Raw genomic sequence first — 25,045 nt, 5'->3', positions numbered from 1 at the left:
ATACGCCGTAGTAGAGGAGAGGCGACATACCTGATGAACGGAAATCTTCACCGATGAACACCCACACCACAGGCGCCCTGGCGATGATGCTGCGCGACGCGATCCGCGTACCTGAGGCCGTCCACGACGACGACTTCGTCATGCGCATCCACGAGGGCGTCCCTGCCGCCGAGCAAACCCTCAAGGACTATGTCGTCACGGAGAAAATCGCCGAGGCTTTCGGCGAGGGCTTGACCCTAGTGAAGTCCTCGCTCACTCGCGGCAACGCCAAGGGCGCGTTCATCCACGGCTCGTTCGGTGCCGGTAAGTCGCACTACATGGCCGTAATGCACTTGCTTTTGAGCGGGAACCCGCACGCGCGTGCGCTGGAGGGGCTGCAGGCCGTCGTGGCCGAGTATGCAGACGTCCTGGCAAGGAGGTTCCTCGCAGTCGACTATCACCTCATCGGGGCCGAGTCCTTCGAGAGTGCTTTGTTCTCTGGATACATCAATACCGTCAAGGCGAAGCACCCGGAGGCTGCCGCCCCTGTGCTCCATCAGAGCGACCTGTTGTTCCAGAATGCCCAAGCGCTGCGGACGCAGATTGGCGACGAGCTCTTCTTCTCGAAGTTTGCGGCTGACTTCGACCCAGTGTTCGGCACCCTGAGTGAGGGCAGGTTGACCCCCGCCGAGCTCGACGCGGCCGCCAACGGCACAGCGAGCGACCGCGACCGGCAGGCGGTGGCCGTGAAACTCGTGGAGACCTACTTCCCGGCCTACACAGCCACCTCGGCCTGGCTGCCGATCGACCAGGGCCTGCGGATCATGACCGCCCACGCCAAAGGCCTGGGCTACGACGGACTGGTCCTGTTCCTGGACGAGTTGGTGCTGTGGTTGGCCAACCACCTGCGTGACTCGGCGTTCATCCAGAACGAGACCTCCAAGGTGGCCAAGCTCGTCGAGACCGGGTCGGGGCAGATGGCGATCCCGATGATTTCGTTCGTCGCGCGGCAGCGAGCGCTGAAAGAGTTCCTTGGTGGCGGCAACGTCGGCGCCGAACAAGTCGCGCTTGAGGACTCGTTTCAGTGGTGGGAAGACCGATTCGACAAGATCACCCTTGCCGCCGCCGACCTTCCAGAAATCGTCAACAAGCGCTTGCTGACGCCCACGTCGGAGGCCGGCACGACAGCACTAGCCGCTGCCGTCGCCCGCGTGCGTGCCAACCAGACGGACTGGAGGCACCTGCTGACGGATGCGGCCGGCTCGGGCGCCGTCGACTTCGAAAAGGTGTACCCGTTTTCACCGGCGCTCGTGGACGCGATGGTCGCATTGTCGGCAATCATGCAGCGCGAGCGCACCGCGCTGAAGATCATGAGCGAGCTGCTGTACCGCGGACGTGAAGAGCTCACCGTCGGAGACGTCATTCCGGTCGGCGATCTGTTCGACGTCGTCGTGCTCGGTGACGCCAAGCCGCTGACCGACGACATGGTCAAGGTTTTCGAGGCGGCCGCATCGTTCTACCGCGGCAAGATGCGCCCGTACCTGCTGGACAAGCACCACGTCAGTGACACGGACGCCCGGACTCTCGACCGCAACCACCCGTTCCGCCGCGAGGACCGCCTCGCCAAGACCCTCCTTGTCGCGGCGATCGCACCCGGGGCCACGTCGCTGAAGGACCTGACGGCGTCCAAGCTCGCCGCACTCAACTTCGGCAGCGTCGTGTCGATGTTCGGCGGGAATGTGTCCGGGCAGGTCGTGACCCTGGCCACTGAGTGGCAGGCCAAGTTCTCCGAGATCACTGTCGGCTCGACCGCGGACCCGGTGATCAGCCTGCAGCTGACGGGCGTGGACTTCGACGCGATCCTCGCGCACGTCACGCAGGAGGACTCGCACGCGAACCGCCGTCGACTTATCCGCGACACGCTCGTCGCCGAGATCGGCGCCGTCGCCACCGGTTCGTACGCCGGCGAGTACACGGTCGACCACATCTGGCGGGGCCAGAAGCAGACGGTCGACGTCGTGTTCGGGAACGTCCGGGACAAAATCGCGCTCCCCGTCGAGGCGCTCAAGGCGTCGGACGGGCGGTGGAAGCTCGTGGTCGACTTCCCGTTCGACGACATGGATGACCGCGGACCGTCCGATGACATCGAGCGCATCTACACGCTTCGGCAGGAAGGAATCCTCAGCGACACGATCGTGTGGGTGCCGCACTTCCTGACCACGCAGCGCATGGAGGACGTGGGCAAGCTAGTTCAGCTTGAGTACCTGCTCATCGGCGACCGGTTCGACCAGTACGCCGCGAATCTGCCGGTCAACGACCGCGAGCCAGCGCGTCGGCTACTGACTGGTCAGCGCGACTCGCTGCGCAGCCAGCTCGCCGCGCTCTTGCGCCAGGCCTATGGCGTCGACTCGTCGGCGAACGACGAGAACCTCGGGACCAAGCTCGCCGGCACCAACTTCGTCACCCTTGCCGACGGGTTCGCACCGACCCAGCCCTCGGTGGCGACGTTGCGCGACGCCGTCGCTGGCGTGCTCGGGTCCGCGCTGACCTCCCGATACCCCAAGCACCCTGAGATCGAGCGCGGCGTCGAGGAGGTCCGCCGGGCCGAGCTGAACGCCGTGCTGGACCTGGCGCGCAAGGCCGTGGACGCCGGCGGTCGTCTGGCCAACGTCAACCGGGCCACCGGAACTCGCGTGCGCCGCGTGGTAACCGCTTACGGCGTCGGGGCACTACGCGAGACCACCTACGCACTGGATGCTCAGCACTTCGCGTTCTTCGATGAGTTCACTCGCGCCGCGGGCACCGGCGACGTGACCGTCGGGGCCCTGCGCGGCGTCCTGGCCGAGCGTGGCATGACGAGCGACGCCATGGACCTGCTCGTTCTGGCGTGGGCCAAGATCACCGACCGCGAGTGGTACCGCGCCGGCGCCCGCACATCCGAGCCAGGCATCGGTGCGCTGACCCCGGACATGCTCCTCCGCGAGCCCGTGCTGCCGTCCGAGGAGGAATGGCAGGTCGCGCGGACCCGGGCCAAGGCGCTGTTCGGCGTGGGAGTCGACGAGTACCATCTCTCGACCGCCGCGCTGCAGCGCGTGGGCGAGGCGCTCAAGGGCAAGGTCCATCCGGCGCTACACACGACGGAGGACGCAGCGGCGGAGCTGTTTGCGCACTCCGAAACTCTCGGGCTGGACGAGACCGCGCCGCGGTGGCAGACGGTGACGCGCGCACGGGACCTGGTCGCCGTCCTTGCCGCGGCCGATGGACCGGTGGCGAGGATCGAGGCACTTGCCCAGTTCGACCTCCCTGCCGAGTCGCAGGCCATCGCCAGATCGATCAGCGCGTCCGGCGATGTCGTGGCGGCGCTGCGCGGCGCGAACTGGGAGCTCATCGACAGGCTGCCCGCGCTGGGCGGTGACCGCGCGGTCCGCGCGCTGGCGCAGCTACGAGAGGTTGCGCGGCAGTCAGAGCTGCACGCCCCCCTTAAGCCGGCCCTCGACGCTGCAGCGCGCGAGGCAACCGAGGCTCTGTTCGACGACCCGGAAGAGATCGAGCGGCGTCGACTGAAGGAAGTGGAGCGGCGTCGCCGCGAGGAGGAAGCCCACAGGCAGCGGGAAGAGGCCGAGCGCAAGGCGGCCGTGGAGCGCGCGGCCCGTGAGGCGGAGCTGCATCAGGAGCGAGAGCGGCTCGAGGCTCAGCGTCGCGAGCAGGAGGCGCGCGAGGCGGAGCTCGCGCGCAAGCTTGCGGAGCTGAACCAAATCCGGCTCGAGGAGGAAGAGCGCGAGCGGAAGCGGATGGCTGAGAAGAGCCGGGTGGTCGCGCGCGTGGTCGAGGTTCAAGAGATTGGGCAGAAGATCAGCGACGAGCTGGCCAACCCAGTTCCGGGCAAGAAGCTGCGGGTGAGCTGGAGGTGGGAGTGACTAGCAGTTCAACCGAAGCAGCGCGCACCGTCGCCGTATCCGAGGCGCTCGTGCGGTCGCGAGCCGCCGAGCTCATCGCCAAGGGCGGAGATTCGCGCGTGCTCGTGATCCGTGCTCAGCCGCGCTGGCACGGCGAAGACCTGACGGTTGACGGTCATCGCGTCCGGGTGGTGGAGGGCATCTCCCAGCTGGCAATCCTTAACGCCTACGTTGCCCAGGCCGACGACGAGTACCTGGTTGTGCTCACCGACCGGCCACGCACTGATCTCGGTGACACGGTGCTTGCCCGGGCTTACCGCCAGCAGATCGAGGACCCTGATGAGTGGGGGAGTGTCCCGGCGTTGTTCGGTGGGGCGCGTGAAGTCAGCCGCGAGCTGCGCCGGCTTGACTGGGCGGCCACTGCACTGCTCGACCACGAGCCTGCCGGGGGATGGGCGCCGTCGACCGATCTTGCCGTGACCGCCGAGCACGCCATCGGCGGCCTGCTGGCGAACCTGTTGGAGCTTGACTCGGGTGATCTGGACGGCGTCGTCATCCTCACCACGCTGAGCAACGGGTCCCGCGCTTCCTGGTCTGCGGTGGATCCAGAGTTGCAGGACCACCTGATCGAGTGGGCCGAGCAGCAGTACGGCACCGCCGCCGGGTTCGCGCTCCGCGCGACCGCCGCCCCAGGCGGACTCGTCAAGCCCCTTGCGCTTGGGCTGGCCATCGACGTGCTGTGGCCTGACCCTGCCGGCGATCTCACCGAAGAGCAGGTTGCCGCGCGCACCCGGTTGCTCGAGCGCTACGTGGGCGGCAGACCTATCACACTGTTTCAGGCGCGGGAGATCGCCAACGCATCGGTGTCCGCTGTGCTGCGCCTGTCGAGAGAGGGTGACCCCGAGGGACGGCTCGGCGTGGTACTCGACCAGGCCGAGGCGCTGCTGCGCGATAACCTCGGCTGGCCCGCCGGGGCCGAGCGCTCGTCGATCCTGCGCCCCGGCTTTACAGCCCGCCTGCGCGCGCTTGGCAAGGCACTCGACGATGGTCCTAGCGCTGAGGAAGCACTGGCGGCGGTTCTCGACCACCGCGAGGCAACCCTCGCCGGCCAGGACCTTGCACCGCGGATGGCACTCCGGCTCTCCCGTTGGCTTGCCTCACCGGAGTCCGAGGTCCACAGTCTTGGGGAAGATCTCCAGCGGCAGCTCGACGATGGCGCGTGGGTCGACTCCGCGCTCGGCGTGTTGTGGAGCGGCTCATCTGACGCTGAGGTGGGTGCCGCATACGGGCGGCTGATCGAGCGTGTGCGCGACCGGCGCCGCAAACGCGACGAGGTCGCTGCGGCGCACCTCGGCCACTCTGCGGTGATGCGTTCGATGGCAGACCTGCTAAATGACGGACCAGCCCTGGGCATCGAGAACGTACTGCACACGGTAGTCAATCCGTGGAAGTCCTACGGCGGAGTGCTCCTTGTGGTCCTGGACGGTATGAGCGGCACGGTGGCGGTCGACCTCGCTACCGAGGTCGGTCGCTCAGGTCTCGTCGAATGGGTACCTGCCGTGACCAAGCGCCGCCTTGCCGCTGTGGCATCGTTGCCATCGATGACCGGGATTTCACGAACCAGCCTGTTTTGCGGCGAGATACGCCAAGGTAACTCGGCGACGGAGAAATCCGGATTGGCCATGGCATTCCCTGGCGCGCGGGTGTTCCACAAGGGCGAGTTGCGAGCCACCGGTGGGTCCCAGCTCGCGGAAGACGTCGCATCGGCGATCGCCGACGCAGCCGTCCCGGTGGTCGGAGTGGTCATCAACGCCATCGACGACGCGACGCACAAAAATGACACCGCCGGCCGGCCTTGGGCCATGAGGGATCTGGAGCCGCTACGAGCTCTGCTCAATGCCGCATCGATCGCCGGGCGCGCCGTCGTGCTCACCTCTGACCACGGTCACGTCGTCGAGCGGCAGACCGAGATGCTCCCCGCCGTGGCTGGCGGCGATTCGCGCTGGCGACCGGTAACTTCGGGCCCGGTCCGAGATGGTGAGGTGCTGGTGAGCGGGCCACGCGTTGCGCCCGACGCTGGCGAGGCTATCCTCCTGTGGCGTGACGATGCACGATACGGGCCAGCTCGGGCCGGGTACCACGGTGGCGCGTCGTTGGCCGAGCTGACGGTGCCGGTGTTGGTGTACCAGCGGTCGCTGGCTCAGTCGGCGCCGGACGATTGGCAGGCGGCGCCACCGCAAGCGCCCGCGTGGTGGAACGACCCGATCGTTGAGACACCGCCCGCGCCTACGACTGTTCCGGCGAAAAAGGCGCACAAAAAGCCTGCTGTCGACAAGGCGGTGCCCACGTTGTTCGAGGTCACCGAGACTCCGACTCCCGCGGCGGCGAAGACTGACTACCTCATTGCCCGAGTGCTTGCGTCGCCGGTCTACTCCGAACAGATAGATCTCGCCGGGCGCGCAGCCACCGGGGCCGGAGCACTCGTGGAGCCGGTGCTGCGCACCCTTGTAGATCGCGGGGGGCGAGCGCACCAGGACACCGTCGCGTCGGCCGCCGGACTGCCATACGCCAGGATCGGGCAAGGGCTGGCCGTGGTCAAACGAGTCCTGAATGTCGAGGGCTACGACATCCTGTCCTACGACAGCGATGGTAAAACTCTGCGGCTCGATGTCGACATGCTCAAGGACCAGTTCGGAGTGAAGTGATGGCAGATATTGCGATCAGCACGCGGCGGCGCAGGGAGATCATTGACGCGCTGCGCCGCGGCACCGTGCCCCAACAAGGGCTCGACGTCATGGCCGTAGGGCTCGGCAGGTTCGGGACCGCGATCGATGACGAGCTAGACACAGTCAAGCAAGGCGCAGCTCAGTTCAAAGCGGTCAGGGGCGAATACGGGTCCGGCAAGACATTCTTCTCCCGCTGGCTCACCGAGCAGGCCAAGAAAAAGAACTTCGTGACTGCCGAGATCCAAATCTCCGACACCGAAACGCCGCTGTACAAGCTGGAGAAGGTCTACCGGCGCATCATCGAGAACCTCTCGACCCCTACTGTCTCCAGCGGAGCATTCAGCGATGTCATCGACGGCTGGCTGTACGTACTTGGACAGGACGTGCTGGCCGCCGGGCCCGTTGACTCTACTGACCTCGAGCATCGGACCGACGAGTTGCTCGAGAAGCGACTCGCATCGGTGTCGAAGAAAGCACCCGCGTTCGCCATGGCTCTGCGCGCGTACCGCCAGATGAGCGTGAGCGGAAAGAATGCTGAAGCAGATGCCCTTCTGGCGTGGCTTGGTGGCCAGCCGCACGTTTCTGCCAGCGCACGTCGGTCGGCCGGCGTTCGGGGCGAACTCGATCACTTTGGCGCGCTCGGGTTCCTCCAGGGGCTACTGACCGTGCTGCGCGACTCGGACTACGCAGGGCTCGTGCTCGTTCTCGACGAGGTCGAGACCCTCCAGCGGATGCGCTCCGATGTGCGCGAGAAGTCGCTCAACGCGCTGCGCCAGCTCATGGACGAAATCGACAGCGGACGCTTTCCCGGCTTGTACCTCCTCATGACGGGCACACCTGCCTTCTACGACGGCCATCAAGGGGTCCAGCGACTGGCGCCGCTCGCCCAGCGATTGCAGACCGACTTTGCAACCGACGCACGATTCGACAACCCACGGGCGATGCAGATCCGCCTGCACGGATTCACACCTGATTCGTTGATAGAGCTCGGCAGCCGTGTCCGCGATATTTATGCTGCGGGGACCGAGGCTGCCGAGCGCATTCACGCGGTCGTCGACGACGCCTACATCGCTGACCTCGCCGGTGCGGTCGCCGGGGAACTGGGCAGCCGCACCGGCGTGGCGCCGCGCATTTTCCTGAAGAAGCTTGTTGCGGACGTACTCGACCGTGTCGATCAATTCCCGGACTTTGACCCGCACAAGCACTACGAGCTCACGCTCAGCGTCTCGGAGCTCACCGACGTTGAGCGGGAAGCGCAGTCACATGGTGACCTGCGCGCGGTGCCGTCGGTCGACGACGTCGACCTAGGCTTCTAGCGCCATGGCAAGCGGCACCGGTCTCGACGAGGTCATCGAGTACCACGTCGTCAACTCGCTGGGATGGTCCAATCTGCGCCCCCTACAGGCGACCTCTATCGAGCCCGTGCGATCGGGTGTCGACTGCGTGCTTATCGCACCCACTGCCAGCGGGAAGACAGAGGCCGCCGTCTTCCCGCTGCTCTCCTTAATGGTTCAGGAGGAGTGGCACGGCCTGACCGTCCTCTACGTGACACCGCTACGGGCACTGCTGAACAACCTGCACCCACGCATCACGACGTACAGCGACTGGCTTGGTCGCCGCGTGGGACTGTGGCACGGCGACGTCGGCGACACCGCGCGCAGGCGAATTCTCGCCGACCCGCCGGACATCCTGCTGACCACACCCGAATCACTCGAAGCGATGCTCGTGTCGCGACGCGTCGACCACAACCGGTTGTTTTCAGGGCTACGCTCCATCGTCGTCGACGAAGTGCACTCGTTCGCGGCCTCTGACCGCGGATGGCACCTGCTCGGTGTTCTGGCTCGTCTGGAACGGATAGCAGGGCGGCCCATCCAGAGAGTCGGCCTGTCGGCGACGGTCGGCAACCCACAGGCGATCGGGCGCTGGCTTCAAGGTGGCGAAGCCGCAACCGGATCGGGAGAACGGGAACTTCGGGTGGTCTCCGAGGAGGGAGCGGCGTCCGCGCCCGAGCCTGAGGTGTTGCTCGACTACGTCGGCTCGGTGACGAACGCGGCGAAGGTCGTCGCTGCACTCCACCACGGGGAGAAGCGGCTCGTCTTTTGCGAGTCACGCCGCGTCAGCGAGCAGCTTGCCTTCGAACTGCGCACGCTCGGCGTCGAGACGTTCGTCTCCCACTCGTCGCTTCCCCCAGAGGAGCGGCGCAGGTCCGAGCAGGCATTTGCCGAAGCTCAGAACACCGTAATCGTCGCCACCTCCACGCTTGAGCTCGGCATCGACATTGGAGATCTGGACCGTGTCATCCAGATCGATGCGCCTCGCACTGTTGCCTCATTCCTTCAGAGGCTCGGGAGAACAGGACGTCGACCCGAGACAAGGCGCAACACGTTGTTCCTCGCCACCAGCTCAGAGACGTTCCTCGAGGCCGCAGGCCTCCTTCTGTTGTGGAAGCGCGGCTTCGTTGAGCCCATCACGCCACCGCCACACCCGCGGCACCTCACTGCCCAGCAGCTTCTGGCGCTCGCATTGCAGGAGGGCGCCTACGGGGCCAACACCTGGCGGGAGTGGTGGGGGACACTGGGACTGATGGACGATGGCGATGAAGTGCTCGCATACCTTCGAGACGAAGGCTTCCTCGTCGAGGACGGCGGTCTGCTGATGATTGGCCCGGCCGCGGAAAAGGCATTCGGCCGCCGTTACTTCATGGATCTTCTCAGCTCATTCAACGCCGAGAAGGAACTGCGCGTCGTGAGCGGGAACAAGGAGCTCGGGTTCATCTCACCACTTACGTTGCCGCGCGAAGGCTCGAAGAGTCTCGAGGCCAAGCCCATCCTCATGAACGGGCGGGCCTGGCACATCGAGCACGTGAACTGGGGACGGTTCGAAGTCGTCGTCAGCCCGGTGACGTACAAGGGCGATGTCCGGTGGCACAGCGACGCAATCGCACTGTCGTTTGAGATGATGCGGGCGCAACGCGATGTAGTCCTCGGCGAGACGCCAGATGTGCCGCTGTCACGGCGCGCAAGTGAGCGGCTGGACCTTGTCCGCGAGACGCGATTCGACCAGGTCTCAATGGACGGGCTCGTCCTCGAACGGTCGGGGCAGAACACACATCTGTGGACCTGGGCGGGGCTCAAGGCCAATGAGACACTGCGCGCGGGCCTGGGGGGAGCGGAGGGACGGTCATACAACGACGTCATGATTCTGCGGGGTGTGGGGGATCTGCAGAAGCTCGCAGAGATTTCGTTCGATGACGTGGTGCCGCGCGTCCCTGTAGAGATGGTCGAGACCCTGAAGTTCTCTGCAGCCCTGCCGGAAGCGACCGCTATCAAGACGCTCTCGGAGCGGTTCGCAGACAAAGTAGGTGCAGCAGCGGCTGCATCGGAGCAAAGGGAGGTGTCCAAATGAGACAGGTCGACCAGACGGTCGATGTCGTCGAGGACTTTTTCGAGCGTGTGTGCTGGTGGAACCTTGGATGAACCCGGTCAAAGCATGACGGGGGCGGCTGAGCCTCTGACCCTGACCCGCATCGACGTCCGCGACGTTGACTCCCTGTCCGCAGTGAGCGCCGTGTTCCCCGCCGGCGCTTCCCGATGCGGGATCTATGTCCTGCGCTTCGCCGACGGCGACGAATACGTGGGACAGGCCCGCAACGTCCTCACGCGATTCCGCACGCACGTTCGGTCATGGGCCGACCCCATCGTGGCGCTCGACTTCGCTCCCATCCCGGTGGCGGAGCTCGACCAGACGGAACGCCGAGTCATCCAGTCGAAGGAACAAGAAGGAGTTCGGCTGCGGAACTCCGCGCTCGTCGGACTGCCGATGGTGGACGCAGCCGTGGACTTCGTCGTCACGCGGGCCGAGCAGGAGGAGTGGCTGAGCGGGGTAGACCCAGATGCCGACGTCAGTGACCGGTGTTTGCATTCTGTCGGTCGTGACCGCTCGGCGAAGAACGTCGTGGTGCTCTCGGAGCGTCCTTACTACGACCTGCTCCTCGACATCCTCGCCGCCTACGTCCGGCAGGTGATCCCTGCGCCGGACCGGACGGAGCAGCGGTTCTGGTGCGTCACCGCCATGCCCAGCACCGCTCGCACCGCCACTTGGCAACGGGTCGCCGCCATCACCGTCAACAACGTCGAGACCCTCGTGATCGGCGAGAGCACCGAGCGCGACGGAACCGTCTACCTCGACGGCTTCCTCAACGTGGCTCCCGGGCTTCGCCTGCCGTCGAGCCTGGAGATCGAGACCGACGAGTACCGGACCGTGGGTGAGGTCCAGCGCATCCAGGCGGAGGCAGCCTTCCTGGAGTTCGCCGTCCACCATCCACTGGTCCGGGATGCCGCCCGCATCACCGCCATGGGGCTGCTCCGCAAGGGCACATCCATGATGGGCCGGTACCACTGCATCCCGCTGGCCGACGACATCTTCGACCGCATCCGGCAGGAAGCTCGATCGCGGTGACCTCCCTTCTGTCCTGGCTCGACACCGACTCCCGCCAGCGCGATCAGGCCATGGCCGTCCTCGACGCGTTCCGGGACAGAACCACCGTGGACGAGCTCGGGGTCGGCAGCATCCGTGACGCGATCACCCAGCAGCTGTTCCCCGGCTCCTCGGTCCTGCACACCCGGGCTCGGTACCTGCTGTTCATTCCGTGGCTCGTCGCCGACGCCATGACGGCCAGGGACGCCGACGCGGCCGTCGCGGAACTGCGCCGGGGCGAGGTCCGGCTCATCGACGTGCTGGCCGACAGCGAGGACCGGCAGGGGCTGATCGGCGGCCAGGCCCGGGCCGATCTGCGGCGCATGCCCTCGGCCATGTACTGGGCGGCGCTGCGCAGCTACGGCCTCACCACGAGCCGTGCCTCGATCGCCGGCCTGCTCCGGGACGGGGCCGCCCACACCGCCGAGATCCGCCGGGCGCCACGCGAGGCCGACGACGAGCACGGGCCTGCGCTGCTCCGTCCCGGCATCGATCCCCACGCGCTCCTCCTCCGTCCGCGCGACTGGCCGCAGGGAACGAGCTTCGCCCTCACCTCTGCCGAGGCGGACTACCTGCGCGGGCGGATCATGACCTCGCACCCGGAGAGTCTCTACGCCTGGTTCCTGCGCGAGGAGGTCGAGGTCGGGACCGCCAGGGACTTCGTCTGGGAGCACCCGCAGGCCGGCGAGTTCCCGGCCGCGATGGCCGAGTGGGTCGAGCACGGCCGGGCGTTCTCCGTGCTCAACCGCGGAGCCGCGCTGCTCTACAACCTCCAGCTCGCCGAGGCTTCCGAGCACGCGGAGCGCACCGAGCGATACCGCGCGGATCTCGTCGAGTGGCGCGCCGCCGTCGACGGCCCGGACGGTCTGCGGAACTGGAGCCTCGATGCCTTCTGGCGACTTCTCTCCGGAGCAGGTGCCCGCATCAGCCGCCCCACGCGCACGTTCGTGGACCGGTGGCACGAGCTCGTCGCCTCCGGGCCGGGGATCGTCGACGACGACGGCGCCCGCGAGCTCATTGCCCACCGAGAGCGGTCGCTCAAGGGTCCGCGCGCCCGGCTCGTGAACCCGAGCGCGCTCAACGCCTGGAGCGGCGCGTCGGCGCTGGCACAGTTGCAGTACAACTGGCCGACCGCCCGGCGGATCCTCGACGACATCCAAGCCAGTGCCCTCGTGGAGGTCCCCGCATGAGTCTGGGACCCGAGGACCGCAAGCTCCTCACCGACGCGCTCGAGCCCCCACCCGGGATGGAGCTGGGCCGCGCCGTCACCACGACCTACTCCCTGGACCTCGTGGCATTGCTGCTCGTACCGCTGACCTTCGCCGCGATCGACCAGCGGGAAAGCGCGGAAGAACCCGGGGACCCGGACCAGGGCGTCGATCCCGTGGCGCTGCTGGAATCGGTGCGCCGCTACGCGGACCGGCTGACCGTGCTCGTGCAGGCGGGCGGCATCGCAGTGCCGGCCAAGTACCGGCCGATGCTGACCTACCTGGAGGGCTCGCTCGTCCAGGTGGCCGTGCCCGGGACCGGGGGCGTGTTCCACCCGAAGGTCTGGGTGCTGCGCTTCCGCGACGCCGAGGAGAACTGTGTCCACCGGGTGCTCGTGCTCAGCCGCAACCTGACCTTCGACAACTCCTGGGACACCATCCTCGTCCTCGACGAGTCCGACGACCCACGAGAGAACCTGGTGCCCGGCGAAGAGCTGGCGGACTACCTGGAAACGGTCGCCTCTTGGGCCGTGGCCCCCGGACTCAGTACTGACCGGGCGGCGGAGCTCACCGACTTGAACGCCTCGCTGCGCGGGGTGTCCTTCGCGGCCCCGGTCGGGTTTAAGGACGCCGCCTGGGTCGCCCGCACGGGCGAGAGCAGGGTGCATTCCCGGTCCCTGTGGGACGACGTGACCGGCGGCGTCCACGCCCAGGACCGCGCCACTCGTGCCCTGGTGATCTCTCCCTTCCTCGACACCTCGCTCCCCGACCTCGTCGATCGGTGCGGGAAGGTCCGGCTGCTCTCTCGCGCCGAGAGCCTCGACGCCCTCGGCGATCTGGGAGACCGGGTCGAGACCTTCGTCTTGGACCCCTCGGCGGATCTGGACGGCACCGAGGATGCGGCCGGTGAGCACAGCGCAGGACCGGCGGGGGCCCGCCGATTGGCCGGACTGCACGCCAAGATCTACTTCGTGGAACGGGGCCACAGCACCACCCTGTACGTCGGCTCGGCCAACGCCACCCGCGGCGGCTTCGGCCGCAACGCCGAGTTCGGCGTCCGGTTGACCGGACGCAAGGGGCTCATCGACGAGATCTGGACCGGCGCCCACGGCAATCTCGGCCTGTCCGCGGTCTGCCAGCCCTACGACCCGAAGCCGCCGGACGAGACCGCGATCGCCCGGCAACGGGCCGAGCGGGAACTCGAGCGCTTCCACGCCGCCCTCGCCGGTGCCGGGCTGCGCCTCGACGCCGCCGAGGACGCCGACGGCACGTACACGCTCGACGCCTCCCTCAGCGGCGCGGTCGATGAACCGGAGGGCGTCACGACGACCGTCCGCCTGCTCTCGCTGCCCGCCCAGGAGCGGACGCTGAGTGAGGAGTTGACGTGGACGCGCGTCGACGCCTCGCGGATCACGCCCCTGCTGTGCGTGCGCAGTCGCATCGCGGTGGGGGACGTCGTCGTCGAGCGCTCTGCGGTGCTGGTCGCGGATCTGCACGGCGCACCGGGGGACCGGTCCGCGCGCGTGCTGGCCGAGATGCTGAAGACCCCGGAGGACGTGCTGCGCTACCTGGCGTTCCTGCTCGGCGACGTCACGCTCTCCCAGGCCCTGCGCTTCGGCGGCACCACGGGCGCGGCGGCCTTCTTCGGGGCCGGCGGCACCGGGCACAGCGCCGACGTGGTCCTGTTCGAGCCCCTCATGAGGGCCGCCGTGCACGGTGACGCCGACGCCCTCGGGCGCATCGACCGGCTCGTCGGCGAGCTCAGGACCGTCGAGGCCCTGCACCTCCTCCCTGACGGGCTGGAGGAACTCGTCACCGTGGTCCGCGAGGCGGTGACCACCTCGTGAGAGCAGTACCGCGCCGTCCCGACGTGGATCGGGAGCTGAACGGGCTCAAGGACTTCCAGCGCCGCACCGTGGAGTACGCCCACCACCGGCTGTGGGAGGACGAGGACTCCAGCCGCCGCTTCCTGGTGGCCGACGAGGTCGGCCTCGGCAAGACCCTCGTCGCCCGCGGCCTGATCGCCAAGACCATCGACCACCTCTGGGAGTCGCCGGACGTCGACCGGATCGACATCGTCTACATTTGCTCCAGCCAGCAGATCGCCGCCCAGAACATCCGGACGCTGGACATCGCCGACTACGGCATCTCCAAGGTGGATCGGTTGACGATGCTCCCCACCCAGGTGCGCAACCTGGCCGCGAACAAGGTCAACCTGCTCAGCCTGACTCCGGGCACGTCCTTCAACATCAGCCAGTCCGGCGGACGCAGCGAGGAACGCGTGCTGGTCCAGCACATGCTCGCCCAGGTCGTCGGCGAGCACGTGGTGGAGCGGCCGGAGTGGCTGGTCTTTTTCTGCGGCACCAAGCGGCCGAAGAACTACGCGGCCGAGGTGGCCGGCTTCGACGCCGGCACTATCGACGCCGAGATTCTCGAGCGCTTTCGCCTCGCCGTTCTCCGGGACCCAGGACTGGGCCACCGGCTCGAGGAAACCGCCGCCGAGTTCGTGTCGGCGACCGGCAGCCCGGACTGGCCGCTCTCCCACCGGCGCTACCGCCTGATCGGAGAGCTGCGACGGCTGGTCGCGCAAGCGTCCGTCGACGCCCTGGAGCCGGACCTCGTGATCCTCGACGAGTTCCAGCGCTTCAAGAGCCTCCTGCACGAGGACACGGAGATGTCCGAGCTCGCCGACGCGGTCTTCAACCACGAGAGTGCCCGCGTGGTGCTGCTCTCCGCCACGCCCTACAGCATGTACTCCGTCCCGGAGGAGGGCGTGGGCGACGACCACTACGGCGACTTCCTCAAGACCTACCGTTTCCTCACCGGGGCGTCGCGCGACGCGCTCGCGGGGGAACGGGGCGACGACGGGTCCGCCGCGGTCGCCGAGCTGCAGGCCGGGCTTCGCAGGATGCGTGACGCCGCCCTGACCGACGACGTCGAAGGCGGGACCGCTGCCGCCGCGCACGTGACCGAGCTGCTCCGCGCGGTCATGTGCCGCACCGAGCGCCTGGCCGCGACCCCGGACCGCGACGGCATGCTCGTCGAGAAGACGCTTCCGCCGGCACGGCCCACGGCCGACGACGTGCGGGCCCTGCGTCGGTTGCACGAGGTCGCCCAGGAGGTCGGCAGTCACCGCGATGTGCTGGAGTACTGGCGGGTGGCGCCCTACGTCCTGCAGTTCATGGACGGCTACGACCTCAAGCAGAAGGCGCTCGAGCACGTGGAGAAGGACGACTCCGGCTTCTCGAAACGTGCCGTTGCCGGCGCGCAGCGACTGCGGGGCGAGGAGATCGAGCGCTACGCCCCGGTCGATCCCGCCAACGGCCGGCTCCGGTGGTTGCTGTCCGACCTGGACACCTACGGTTTCGCCGACGTCCCCTGGATCCCCGCCTCCCTGCCGTACTACACCGTGCCCGAGACCAGCCCTTTTCATCGCGCGACGACGACGGGGCTCACCAAGCGGCTCATCTTCTCCGCCTGGAACGTCGCTCCGAAGTCCATCGCGGCGATGACCAGCTATCACGTGGAGCAGAAGCACCACCGGCCCGAGGATGCTCACGCCTACTCCGACCGGCACAGTTATCTGTTGCGGTGGCGGAAGTCCCCGGACGGCCGCCTCGCCAGCATGCCGCTGCTGCCGCTCGTGCTGCCGCTCACCGTCCTCGGCGCCGCAGGCGATCCCGTGGCCGCCGCCCGGGAACTGGGCACCACGCGGGCGCCACTGGACGCCGTGCGCGCTGTGGTGCGGGCCAAGGTCGAGAAACTGCTGGCCGACCTGCCCTCCGGGCATGCCGAGGGCCGGGGGAGCGAGCAGTGGTACTGGGCGGCGCCGCTGTTCCTCGAGAAGACCCGGGCCCCGAAGCACTTCTCGTGGGGCTGGAAGTCCCTCGACTACAACAGCCGCGGCGGCGAGGAGCACGACGGCAAGGAATCCGCCCTCGCCCTGCACATCGCACGAGCCAAGGAGGTCGACGAGGAGTTCCTCGCCGGCCTCGGCGCTCGCCCCGACGACCTGGCCGACGTGCTGACCGACCTCGCGCTCGCCGCTCCTGCCACAGTGGCCTACCGCGCCCTCTACAAGACCGTGCCTGAGGGCAAGTTCCCGGACGTGGTGTGGGACTCCGTTCTCGTCGGAATGGCCATGCGGACCCTGCTGGACGGGCGCAGCGTGGCACCCATGGTCCGCGGCTGGGCCGGCGCGTCCGCGCCGCAGTGGCGCAACGTGCTGACGGCCTGCGTGGAGGGCAACCTGCAGGCCGTGCTGGACGAGTACTTCCACGTCATGGACGAGTCCTCGCGCATCGGGAACGCCGCAGTCCGAAAGCGCCTGGAGCGACTGACCGCCGCCCTGTGGGACGCCGCGCAGACGGGCGGTTCGATCTCCTTCGACGAGATTGTCGCTGACGGAGATTCGCACGTGGTGGAGCGTCGGCGCCTGCGTGCGGACGCTGCCGCCCGCTTCGGCCGCGTGGAGAGCGACCAGGGCGTCCGCGCCGACACCAGCCTCCGGGACGGCTTCAACTCGCCGTTCTGGCCGTTCGTGCTGGCCTCCACGAGCATCGGCCAGGAGGGGTTGGACTTCCATCGGTACTGCCACGCCGTCGTGCACTGGAACCTGCCCAACAATCCCGTTGACATGGAGCAGCGCGAAGGACGCGTGCACCGCTACAAGGGGCATGCCGTGCGCAAGAACGTGGCGAAGGAGTTCGCCGCGGCTGTCCTCGAGAATTCTTTCGCAGACAATCCATGGGACGCACTCTTCGCGGCCGGCGAGCAGGCACGGCCGGAGGGCGAGAGCGAGATCTACCCGTTCTGGGTGTGCCAGACGGAGAACGGGGCGAAGATCGAGCGCTACGTCCCTCAGGCGCCGTTGAGCACCGAGCGGGTCAAGCACAGGAATCTGCTCCGCGCCCTCGGCCTCTACCGAATGGCTCTCGGTCAGCCAAGGCAGGAGGAATTCCTGCAGGTCATCGGCAAGGACGCCGAGTCACGAGATCTGGACTGGATGCGTTTAGATCTGGGGCCTCAGCCAGGACCGTAAGACCCGGAGTGAGCAAAATGTTACCGGCATGTCCGGTGTGCATTGCCGTCCGCAAATTGGGGCATGTCACGATGCTAGAGATCCCCTCACAGAAGGACCCCCTGATGAAGCGCAATGTCTTTGCCCTCCTTGTCCTGCCTGCTCTGATGTTGGTCGGTTGCTCCAACGTCGAAGCCGACCCGGAGCCGACTGCTCCCAATGTTGAGCCCGCTACGGCAGAATCGACGCCTTCGTCCACGCAGGAAACGTCTCCTCGAGGCAATCTCATGAAGGAGATCGGCGAACCTGCTGGGATCCACTCGCTGGATGATCCGAGCAAGAACGTCGTCACCTATGTCGTCAAGGGAATTGAGGTGGATCCCGTGTGTACCAGTCCGTACTCGATGGCGCCCGAAAACGGCCGATTCATCGCGATCGACATGGAGGTGGAAACGGCAGGCGAACCAGAGTTCACGGAAGTCATGTACGGGCCAATCAATGTGTCACCGCACTCCTTCAAAATGATTGATGCCAATGGGACAACTGTGAACTCGGTCAGTTCCGGACCGTCCTACGGTTGCATGGAGGAGTCGGAGACGTTGCTTTCATCTATCGGCCCCGGTGAGAGGGTGACGGGCAAGGTTGTTCTGGACGTACCGAGCACCGAAGGCATCCTCGTGTACAACGAGTCCATTGATCCGTCCCTTGGCTGGGAATGGAAAATCCCGCAGGCCTGACATCGGTTGTTGAGTCAACGCTGAAGGTGTAGGGCGGCTTGGCATTCGTAGCCGGGATGCCGCGCCGCGCTGTCGGGTGTGACGGCCAGGAAGAGGGTCTTCACGATTAGAAAGGTCGTTGGGGCCTGAAGTCGCCAGTCGTGAGCACGGATCTGGCCGTGTAAGCGGCACTCGATCAGCGCCTGACCAGGCTCAAACTGCTGCTTGATGGCTTGAAGGTCCAGCGCGTTGATGTCCTCTGCCCGGGCACGCCTGAATTTCCATACAGGAAGACACTGACTCCTACCCGGCCAGAGCCTGGCGCGGCCCCGGCTGGGTACACAGCACTTTCGTTGGGGTCGAATGACGCCGAGACAGAGACGACTGCCGTAATCGAACCGATCAGTCGATTCGGAACATCGTTTTCGCGGTGCGGCCGACCACACTGGTCATGGTGGCGTCCACCGCGCCGCCGATCACTCCACCGACGAGCGGCACACCCTTCGCCAAGGTGACGACCGAACGCTTCGTGCCGTACTTGGCCAGGAGCATGAAACCGGCCTTCCTGTTGATCTGGTGAATCAGCGCCATGGGAAGTTTCTTGATCGCCTGAATCGCCACTTTCTCGCCGACCTTGATGCCGAATGCTTTCGCGACCTGCTGTGCGCTTGAGCCCACCGCGATGAGCGTGACCACCGTGCGGACGTGCGGGTCCCTCGGGTCGTACCCACGTAGGTAGGCGATTGCGGCGGCGAGCCGTGCATTGATCACGAGTGCGCCGGCCATGTTCGCGGGAATGGTCACTGGCATCGTGATGAACCCACCGAGTCCGGTCACGAAACCGTTGACACTGGCCGCTTCGACCGACTCGACGATCAGTCTCTTGATCACCTTCTCGATATCGGCGCGCTCGTCCGGTCCGACTGACCTGGTCGGTTCGTCGATGGGTTCATAGCGGGTTCCCTGGACGCGGGCCAACCGGTCTTCCGCCCACTTGATTGACCCCGTTAGCGGACCGATATCCGTGTCAATCACTTTGCCGACAAGCTTCACAAGCTGCTCGGACGCCTTCTCGGCGGTAGACGTCGCCGTTTCGTCGGATTCGGGGGCGGTCGTATTGGTCATCAAGATTCATCTCCGAGTTCTTGCGTGAGTGCACCCAAGGCGGGAAGTGCGTGGTTCATGGTGTGTCCGCTTCGTAGTGATGGCGGTGCTGGTCGCACTGGTCGACGCAGACGTGCTTGCGGCGGGGCCGTCGCGGATTGACGATGTCGTAGACCCGGATGAAGCGGTAGTAAGCGGGGATGAAAGCGATGATGGCCGGCCAGATGGCGTTGAGGAGCAGGCCGCAGATGATCATGACGCTGGGATATGCCCAGAGCCCGCTGGGTGCCGTGAGGCAGGTCAGGAGGAATCCAGCGGCGGACACACGCCAGGACACCTTGTATACGGCTCGCTCCCAGGCCTTCCACGGCATCCGGTCCCCAGGCCGGTAGTCCAGGCCCTTGTCTGCCAGGTATTCATCCACGGCCTGCTGCTGCGGATCCTCGCTCATGGCTGGCCCCGGTGCTCGCGGTGCCGCCATGACGCGAGCCTCGTCGTCCTGCAGGCGGACCCCGGCGCCGCCGTACATCGGGTTGATCGTCTCAAGGCGTTGCTCCTGTCCCCGCCCCTCGGGGTGCACTGGCCAGACCGTCGGTGTGCTCAGGGGCGACCACATTCATGATTGCTTGGTAGACAAGCGTCATGGTGTTCGCGGCGACGATCACAGCACCCGTGAGGAGAACGAACTCCCGGACGAGTTTTTGGCCTAGCGTGCGTTTGGCGCGAGGTGACATGGGAGCCCTTCGACGAAATGGTTCCTTCATCATAACTATTGCAAACAGGGGTTTGCTGGAAGCGGGCGCAATAGTGACCCAACAAATTCGACAGGGCGTATGGGCTTGTCGCAGGGCCGGACGTCGCCTGCTTCGACCAAAGCGCATAATTTGGTAGTTGTCGCAGTTCCGAGAACCCGAAGTATGATGGTTCACCTCGAGCCTGTTCACATGTAGCCGTGCGCCCAGCTGATGACATGATGACCGGATGTGGAACACATTCTGGCCGGATTTCTGGGTCGCAATCATCGGCGCCGTGGTGGGATCTGTCCTGACCGTGACGATCGCGTTGATCACCTATCGGTTGCAGCGACGGAGCAATGAGAAGCACGCACTGCGGCTGCTGGTGGATGAGATCCACCACCGGAGGGCGTTCGCTGCGATCGCCAACGTTAAGGACGTCCCCGGCGCGCAGAAACTGGCCGACTTCCACAACGTGAACGCCAGCGTCCTGGACATTCGCGACCGCATTCGCCTGGCGCGCGAGCAGACTCGTCCGGAGTCCGGTGCCCAGAAACCCCTGTCCGACATGACGAGGGCCTGCAACCGGTATCTCCAAGCCACGGCTCGCCAGCCAGACAGGTATCTGTACGAGCTCATGTCTCTCCGAGACAACTTGTGGCAGGGCATCCGGGACATGGCGGGGGAGGTCCGAGGCGTTCGAGCCCTGGAGCCAGCAGCAGCGGCCTACTGATTGGCCCGTGACGGGGTGTCACCACTGCGTTCGGTCACTGCAATCGAGGGTCTGCACCACGCGGCCACGAATCCGCGGGCCAGCGTTCGGCACAGGATCGGGCGGACTGAGCTGCTGCGGCAACTGATCAACTGCTTCCACTGCGAGCCAGTTCCGGTCAGTGGCTCCTGGACACTGACGCGTTCAGACGGTCCTGGTTCCAGGGCAGGTGGGCCCAGCGCAGCGTGGGCTGCTGCTCGGGATGGACCTCGGTGACGGTCACCGGGAGCTGCCCACCTGCGAACCACGCATGCTTGGGCTGGTACGAGGGCATGGGCAGGTTCCCGGGGTCCTTGACCGTCAGCGGCGGGGCGAAGAAGCGGCGGGTCAGCGCGCGGACGAACCCTGCACGGTGGTATGCGGCCAGCCGGTCGAAGCGGGCGATCCAGGAGAAGAGGACGCCGGCCGCGGTGGAGTGCAGGTGCTCGCGCTGCTGGCTGAGTTCGGCGACCTCCCGCTGAAGCTGGTTCAGTTCCTCGAGGGCAGCGGCGCGGCGTTCTTTCTGCTGACGGAGCATGTTCTCCTGCTCGCGCACGTTCTCCTGCTCGGCGGCGGTCATCGGGGCGCGGGCCACGGGGGGCTCAGCGGGAGGCTCGGGCGGGAGGTCGTCCGTGATCAGGCGGATCTGTGCTTCGGCGGGGGCGATCCGTCGGTCGAGACCTTCCACCGCCTTGATCAGCGAGGTGTGGATCCACGCCTCGATCTCGGCGATCTCCGCTGCCATCGCGCGGGTGGCCGGGTGGTGGCCTTCGGCGTCGGGTACGGTCGTCGCCGCGCTGCGCTTGCCTGCGCGCACAGCGGATCGGCGTTGCCAGAAGCCCACACGGGAGGCCATGGGGGGAGCGCCCGCCAGCAGATGGCCGGACGGCACCAGGAAGCGACCCATCACGCTGTCCTTTCGTTCTTGAGGTAGTAGGCCCACGACAGGTTGCAGTGGGTGCAGGTCTGACCCAGCCGGCACTCGATGCACTGCCGTTCCCGCCACTGGCCCCCGCAGCGCGAGCAGTCGACGAGGTTGCCGGGGCAGGCGGGGCAGGGAGAGGTCTCGATGTCGGAATCCTCCCCGTTGCGGGCGGCCAGCCAGCGCACGATGAGGACGATCAACGCCAGGAGGAGGAGTGCTGTGACCACCAGGATCGCGGTGCTCACGCCGGACGAGAGGATGTCGTTCATGGCGGCGCTCAGCGGTTCCCGGCCATGGCGGGCGGTGCCAGCGGGTTCTCGTCCAGGTAGGTCAGGTAGTCGGCCACCTTGGCCGCCGCAACCCGCTCATAGCGGGCCATGTACGTCTCCGCGGCCTCGTGGAGGTGAGCGGTCACGGTGGGGTCGGCCATGGCCTGCTCCAGACCCTGGAGGTAGCGCAGGAATCCTTCCCGGATCATCTCCGGCAGCGACTGCAGGTGGGCACGGGTCCGCTGGTCGATGGCCAGCTCGTTGAGCATTACGTTCTCCCGGGTGGCCCTCGCGTGCGTCTCCTCGGCCCGGAGGGCGACGACCGTCTCCTGGAGGACCTGCCGGCGCAGCCGCAGCCCCCTGAGGTGGGTGATGAGCTGGGCGCGCTGGTGCTGCAGCTGGTGCTCGGTCTCCGAGGCTCGCTTCTCGGCCTCGGCCCGCTCCGCGTTTTCTGCTCGAAGCCGGTCCAGCTCGGCTTCGCTCGGGTGGTTGCCGGTGGACCGCTTCGTGGGCCAGCGGTTCTCGAGGAGTGTGATGGCGAGGGTCAGTGCCAGGGGCAGAGCCGTCCACATCGAGTACAGCAGCGCATCGCCGAACCAGGGCAGGACGATGTCCACGACGGATCGATCGGCCGCGTCCTCAGCCAGGTCGAGCACATCGGGACGGGTGGTGAGATAGCGCAACCATCCCAGCGCCACGATCGTGACCACGTAGAGAGTCACCGCGATCGTGCCGAGTGTCTTGTGGGAGCGGCGGGCCTGAGGGTCCAGCAGCGGAGGAATGGCGAACGAGGCGATCGCCACCGCAAGCCCTGCCACGGACAGAGCCATCAGCTGCCCCGTGAGCTGGCTGTCGCCGAGGAGCTGGGTGACCCCGTAGATGAGCCCGACTTCACCGCCGACCAGGGCCAGCCACAGGAGCGTGTACAGGTACGGGCGGGTCCAGAACCACAGCGCGATGCGACGCACGGTCTGGAACGCCGGGCGCAGGTTCTTCCGAGACTTCTTGGCGGCCTTCTGGTCCACCGGTTCGGTGGAGGACAGCATCTCGGCGAGCGGCTCGTAGAGGGGGTGACTGGGGTCGTCGAGGATGGCACGGGTCTCGTCGATCCTGCCTTCGACCTCGACGAGCTCCTCCTCGGTGTGACGGAGCCGACCCTGCGCCCGCACGAGTTCGGCTTCGGCCCGGGCGGTGATGTCCCGAGCCGTGTACAGGTCCTCGTGCCGCTGATCGATCGCCTTGCCCAAGGCGAAGCCCAGCCAGCTGGAGCAACGGTGCTCGAAGGTGGTGGGGGCCTGCGACGTAAAGGAGTACTTGTCGAAAATGCCGCGAGCGGCGTCCGTGAGGCCGTCCTGGAAGCAGGCGTCGGTGAACTGGGCGTGGTTGGGCCGCTCCGGGATGTCCGGGCCGGGGACGGTGTGGGACCCGGCCGCGTCGGCGCGCAACTCGTCAGGGGGAGCAGTGCTCATCGTGGGGATCCTTTCCCTGTCAGTGGTCGCCGAGTCGTTGCCGAAGGCGTGTTGTAGGTGTGGCTCACCGGCGCAGCCTGATCAAGCCGGAGGGTGCTCACGGTTCCGCAGCAGAGCGGTTCCCTGTCTGATGTGTGGTGGAGGGAGGCGATCCGTCAGTCCTGGAGGGCCGCGGGGGAGAGTTCGGTGGAGGTGATCAACACCCGGCGGTTCTTGGCCTGCGCCGCGTCCAAACCGGGGTTCCCGGCGACCTCCGGAGTGCGCCCCGGACATGCGGGGCCCAGGCCCTGCACGTGCAGTTCCGTTTCCAGCCCGGCGCTCTTCAGCGACTCGGCGATCGTGCGTGCCCGCTGCTCGGAGAGTCGTTGCATCTGCTCTGCAGAAACACCCTCGGGGTTCGCCGTGCACCCCGTCACCCACAAGGACTTGGCCGAAGACGACTCCAGGGAGGAGACCAGCTCGGTGAGCGTCTGTTCTGCGGCCGCGGGGTCGGCGAAGTCCGCGGTGTCGGGGTGGAAGGAGACCTGGGACTCGGGGACGGCCACGGACACCGGCTTCGCCACCATGTCGCTGAACGTCACCGGGGTGACGTCCGGCAGAGCGCCGGACGGTGCGGTGGCTTGCACGGTGTCGTCGTGGAAGACGACCGATCCTCCACCGGCCTCGACGACGGCCGTCCACAGCTCCTGCAGCTTGGTCCGGGCCCACACCGGTACGGTGGCCTGCGGGTCGAGGACCTGGCCCATGCCCCACCAGCGCACCTCCACGCCGTCCAGGTGCGGAACGTTGCCGGCGTCCTGAAGCTGCCCCACGATCTCGGCGACGTCGGTCTGCGGGCCGAGCAGTCCGTTCTGCATGGCCAGGGGGCCGGCGGTGGACACCCCGCTGTCATAGACGTAGAGAACCTTGTTCTCGGAATCGGCGGTGGGCCGGCCGCCGAGGTCGAGAGCGCTCAGGACATCGGACTCGCCAGAGGAGGCCTGGAGATTCGCAAGGTTCTCGCTGAGGTCCTCCAGCCGCTTCTCTGAGGACTTCGCGCGCTGGGTTGGATTGTCGGTGTCCAGCTCGTAGATCTCGGTCTGCGCCGTCTGCGGATCCCCGTCGGCCGGGATGACGGACACCGTCATGTTGCGGTCGAAACGATCCATCAACTGCTCGCGCAGCGACGCGATGACGATCTCCGGATCGCGGCCCGACTCGTCCACGATGGATGCCATTCCCTGCCGGTCCCCGGCGATGACGACCATCTGCCCCGCCGGAGGCACTGCCTCGGCCTCTCCACAGCCTGTGACCAGCGCCGCCGTCATCAGCAGAGCCGAAGCGGCCATCAGCCGCCTGTTCCCCATGTTCATTGCCCCTCGCTCTCGTACTACTGCATAGTAGATTGCGTTTGCAATTACATGCATCTAGTGGGCGAAGTGCTGTTCCATGCCGTGTCACAAACCGGCACACTCGTCCTCCCCGGCGCCTCCATCTGCGGAAATGCCTCCCACCACGCCGTCCTTCGTCGGCTCGTGACGCCCGGGAGTCGTGGTGCCGCTGTTCGATTCACACGGCTGATGCTGTGGCGGTGTCCTCAGCCCCCGGGACGACGGCGCAGGGGAAAGCAGGCAGGGCGCGACAACCGACTGCTCGATCGCGTGGCCGACGCTGGGGATGTCAGTCGCGGGTCGGGCGTGCTCCTGCAGCAGCTTTAGACCTGGTCTCAAAACCTGATCGGTCGTTGCCCACCTGCCTGGGAACGGTCCACAGTGCCTGCATGACGACGAGGA

The 25,045-nt window shown here is 66.7% G+C and carries 16 protein-coding genes; 10 read left to right on the top strand and 6 right to left on the bottom strand.

Features of this window, described 5'->3' with window-relative positions:
* Nucleotides 1–53 precede the first annotated feature (53 nt).
* The 9 genes from ACPYN7_RS10775 (at nt 54) to ACPYN7_RS10735 (ending at nt 18,042) form a co-directional block, all read left to right on the top strand.
* On the top strand, nt 54–3,896 hold the full coding sequence (locus ACPYN7_RS10775) for a DUF6079 family protein (RefSeq protein WP_424347632.1): 3,843 nt from the start codon (nt 54–56) through the stop codon (nt 3,894–3,896).
* Nucleotides 3,893–6,580, top strand: a complete 2,688-nt coding sequence (gene pglZ / locus ACPYN7_RS10770) for a BREX-2 system phosphatase PglZ (protein ID WP_424347631.1) — start codon at nt 3,893–3,895, stop codon at nt 6,578–6,580. Before ACPYN7_RS10775 ends, pglZ begins: the two co-directional genes overlap by 4 nt.
* A complete protein-coding gene (brxD, locus tag ACPYN7_RS10765; protein WP_424347716.1) occupies nt 6,580–7,917 on the top strand; it encodes a BREX system ATP-binding protein BrxD in 1,338 nt (445 codons plus the stop codon). The genes pglZ and brxD overlap by 1 nt, the downstream gene beginning before the upstream one ends.
* A gap of 4 nt (nt 7,918–7,921) precedes the next feature.
* Nucleotides 7,922–10,006, top strand: a complete 2,085-nt coding sequence (locus tag ACPYN7_RS10760) for a DEAD/DEAH box helicase (RefSeq protein WP_035923649.1) — start codon at nt 7,922–7,924, stop codon at nt 10,004–10,006.
* 63 nt (nt 10,007–10,069) lie between these two features.
* Nucleotides 10,070–11,059 carry a GIY-YIG nuclease family protein gene (locus ACPYN7_RS10755; protein ID WP_424347630.1) on the top strand — a complete coding sequence of 330 codons (990 nt, stop codon included), beginning with the start codon at nt 10,070–10,072 and terminating at the stop codon, nt 11,057–11,059.
* Nucleotides 11,056–12,267: a DUF6361 family protein gene (locus ACPYN7_RS10750; RefSeq protein ID WP_424347629.1), complete on the top strand. Its 1,212-nt coding sequence runs from the start codon at nt 11,056–11,058 to the stop codon at nt 12,265–12,267. Before ACPYN7_RS10755 ends, ACPYN7_RS10750 begins: the two co-directional genes overlap by 4 nt.
* Nucleotides 12,264–14,132: a phospholipase D family protein gene (locus ACPYN7_RS10745; RefSeq protein ID WP_272026552.1), complete on the top strand. Its 1,869-nt coding sequence runs from the start codon at nt 12,264–12,266 to the stop codon at nt 14,130–14,132. Before ACPYN7_RS10750 ends, ACPYN7_RS10745 begins: the two co-directional genes overlap by 4 nt.
* Before the next feature lie 23 nt (nt 14,133–14,155).
* Entirely contained in the window at nt 14,156–17,326 is a 3,171-nt protein-coding gene (locus tag ACPYN7_RS10740; RefSeq protein ID WP_424347628.1) for a DEAD/DEAH box helicase, read from the top strand.
* A gap of 104 nt (nt 17,327–17,430) precedes the next feature.
* The gene (locus ACPYN7_RS10735) at nt 17,431–18,042 is read left to right on the top strand and encodes a DUF4352 domain-containing protein (RefSeq protein ID WP_424347627.1); all 612 of its coding nucleotides are present in this window, start codon (nt 17,431–17,433) and stop codon (nt 18,040–18,042) included.
* Nucleotides 18,043–18,423: 381 nt separating this feature from the next.
* Here the strand turns inward: ACPYN7_RS10735 and ACPYN7_RS10730 are convergent, their stop codons facing one another.
* Both ACPYN7_RS10730 and ACPYN7_RS10725 read right to left on the bottom strand, forming a co-directional pair.
* Nucleotides 18,424–19,146: an EcsC family protein gene (locus tag ACPYN7_RS10730; protein ID WP_424347626.1), complete on the bottom strand. Its 723-nt coding sequence runs from the start codon at nt 19,144–19,146 to the stop codon at nt 18,424–18,426.
* 55 nt (nt 19,147–19,201) lie between these two features.
* Nucleotides 19,202–19,741, bottom strand: a complete 540-nt coding sequence (locus ACPYN7_RS10725) for a hypothetical protein (RefSeq protein WP_424347625.1) — start codon at nt 19,739–19,741, stop codon at nt 19,202–19,204.
* A gap of 365 nt (nt 19,742–20,106) precedes the next feature.
* Here ACPYN7_RS10725 and ACPYN7_RS10720 point away from each other — a divergent pair, with 365 nt between their 5' ends.
* The gene (locus ACPYN7_RS10720) at nt 20,107–20,592 is read left to right on the top strand and encodes a hypothetical protein (protein ID WP_424347624.1); all 486 of its coding nucleotides are present in this window, start codon (nt 20,107–20,109) and stop codon (nt 20,590–20,592) included.
* A 157-nt stretch (nt 20,593–20,749) separates the two neighbouring features.
* Here ACPYN7_RS10720 and ACPYN7_RS10715 read toward each other — a convergent pair whose 3' ends face one another.
* The 4 genes from ACPYN7_RS10715 to ACPYN7_RS10700 form a co-directional block, all read right to left on the bottom strand.
* Complete coding sequence (locus ACPYN7_RS10715; protein WP_424347623.1) at nt 20,750–21,520, bottom strand: hypothetical protein; 771 nt, start codon at nt 21,518–21,520, stop codon at nt 20,750–20,752.
* Nucleotides 21,517–21,804 (bottom strand): hypothetical protein, encoded by a 288-nt coding sequence (locus tag ACPYN7_RS10710; RefSeq protein ID WP_424347622.1) that lies wholly within the window; start codon nt 21,802–21,804, stop codon nt 21,517–21,519. The genes ACPYN7_RS10715 and ACPYN7_RS10710 overlap by 4 nt, the downstream gene beginning before the upstream one ends.
* An 8-nt stretch (nt 21,805–21,812) precedes the next feature.
* Complete coding sequence (locus tag ACPYN7_RS10705; protein ID WP_424347621.1) at nt 21,813–23,273, bottom strand: hypothetical protein; 1,461 nt, start codon at nt 23,271–23,273, stop codon at nt 21,813–21,815.
* A 155-nt stretch (nt 23,274–23,428) separates the two neighbouring features.
* Nucleotides 23,429–24,601: a hypothetical protein gene (locus ACPYN7_RS10700; protein ID WP_424347620.1), complete on the bottom strand. Its 1,173-nt coding sequence runs from the start codon at nt 24,599–24,601 to the stop codon at nt 23,429–23,431.
* Nucleotides 24,602–25,045 lie beyond the last annotated feature (444 nt).

Source organism: Kocuria sp. CH-021, from assembly GCF_049716185.1.
Taxonomy (GTDB): domain Bacteria; phylum Actinomycetota; class Actinomycetes; order Actinomycetales; family Micrococcaceae; genus Kocuria; species Kocuria cellulosilytica.
This window is presented reverse-complemented; position numbering and strand designations above follow the sequence as displayed.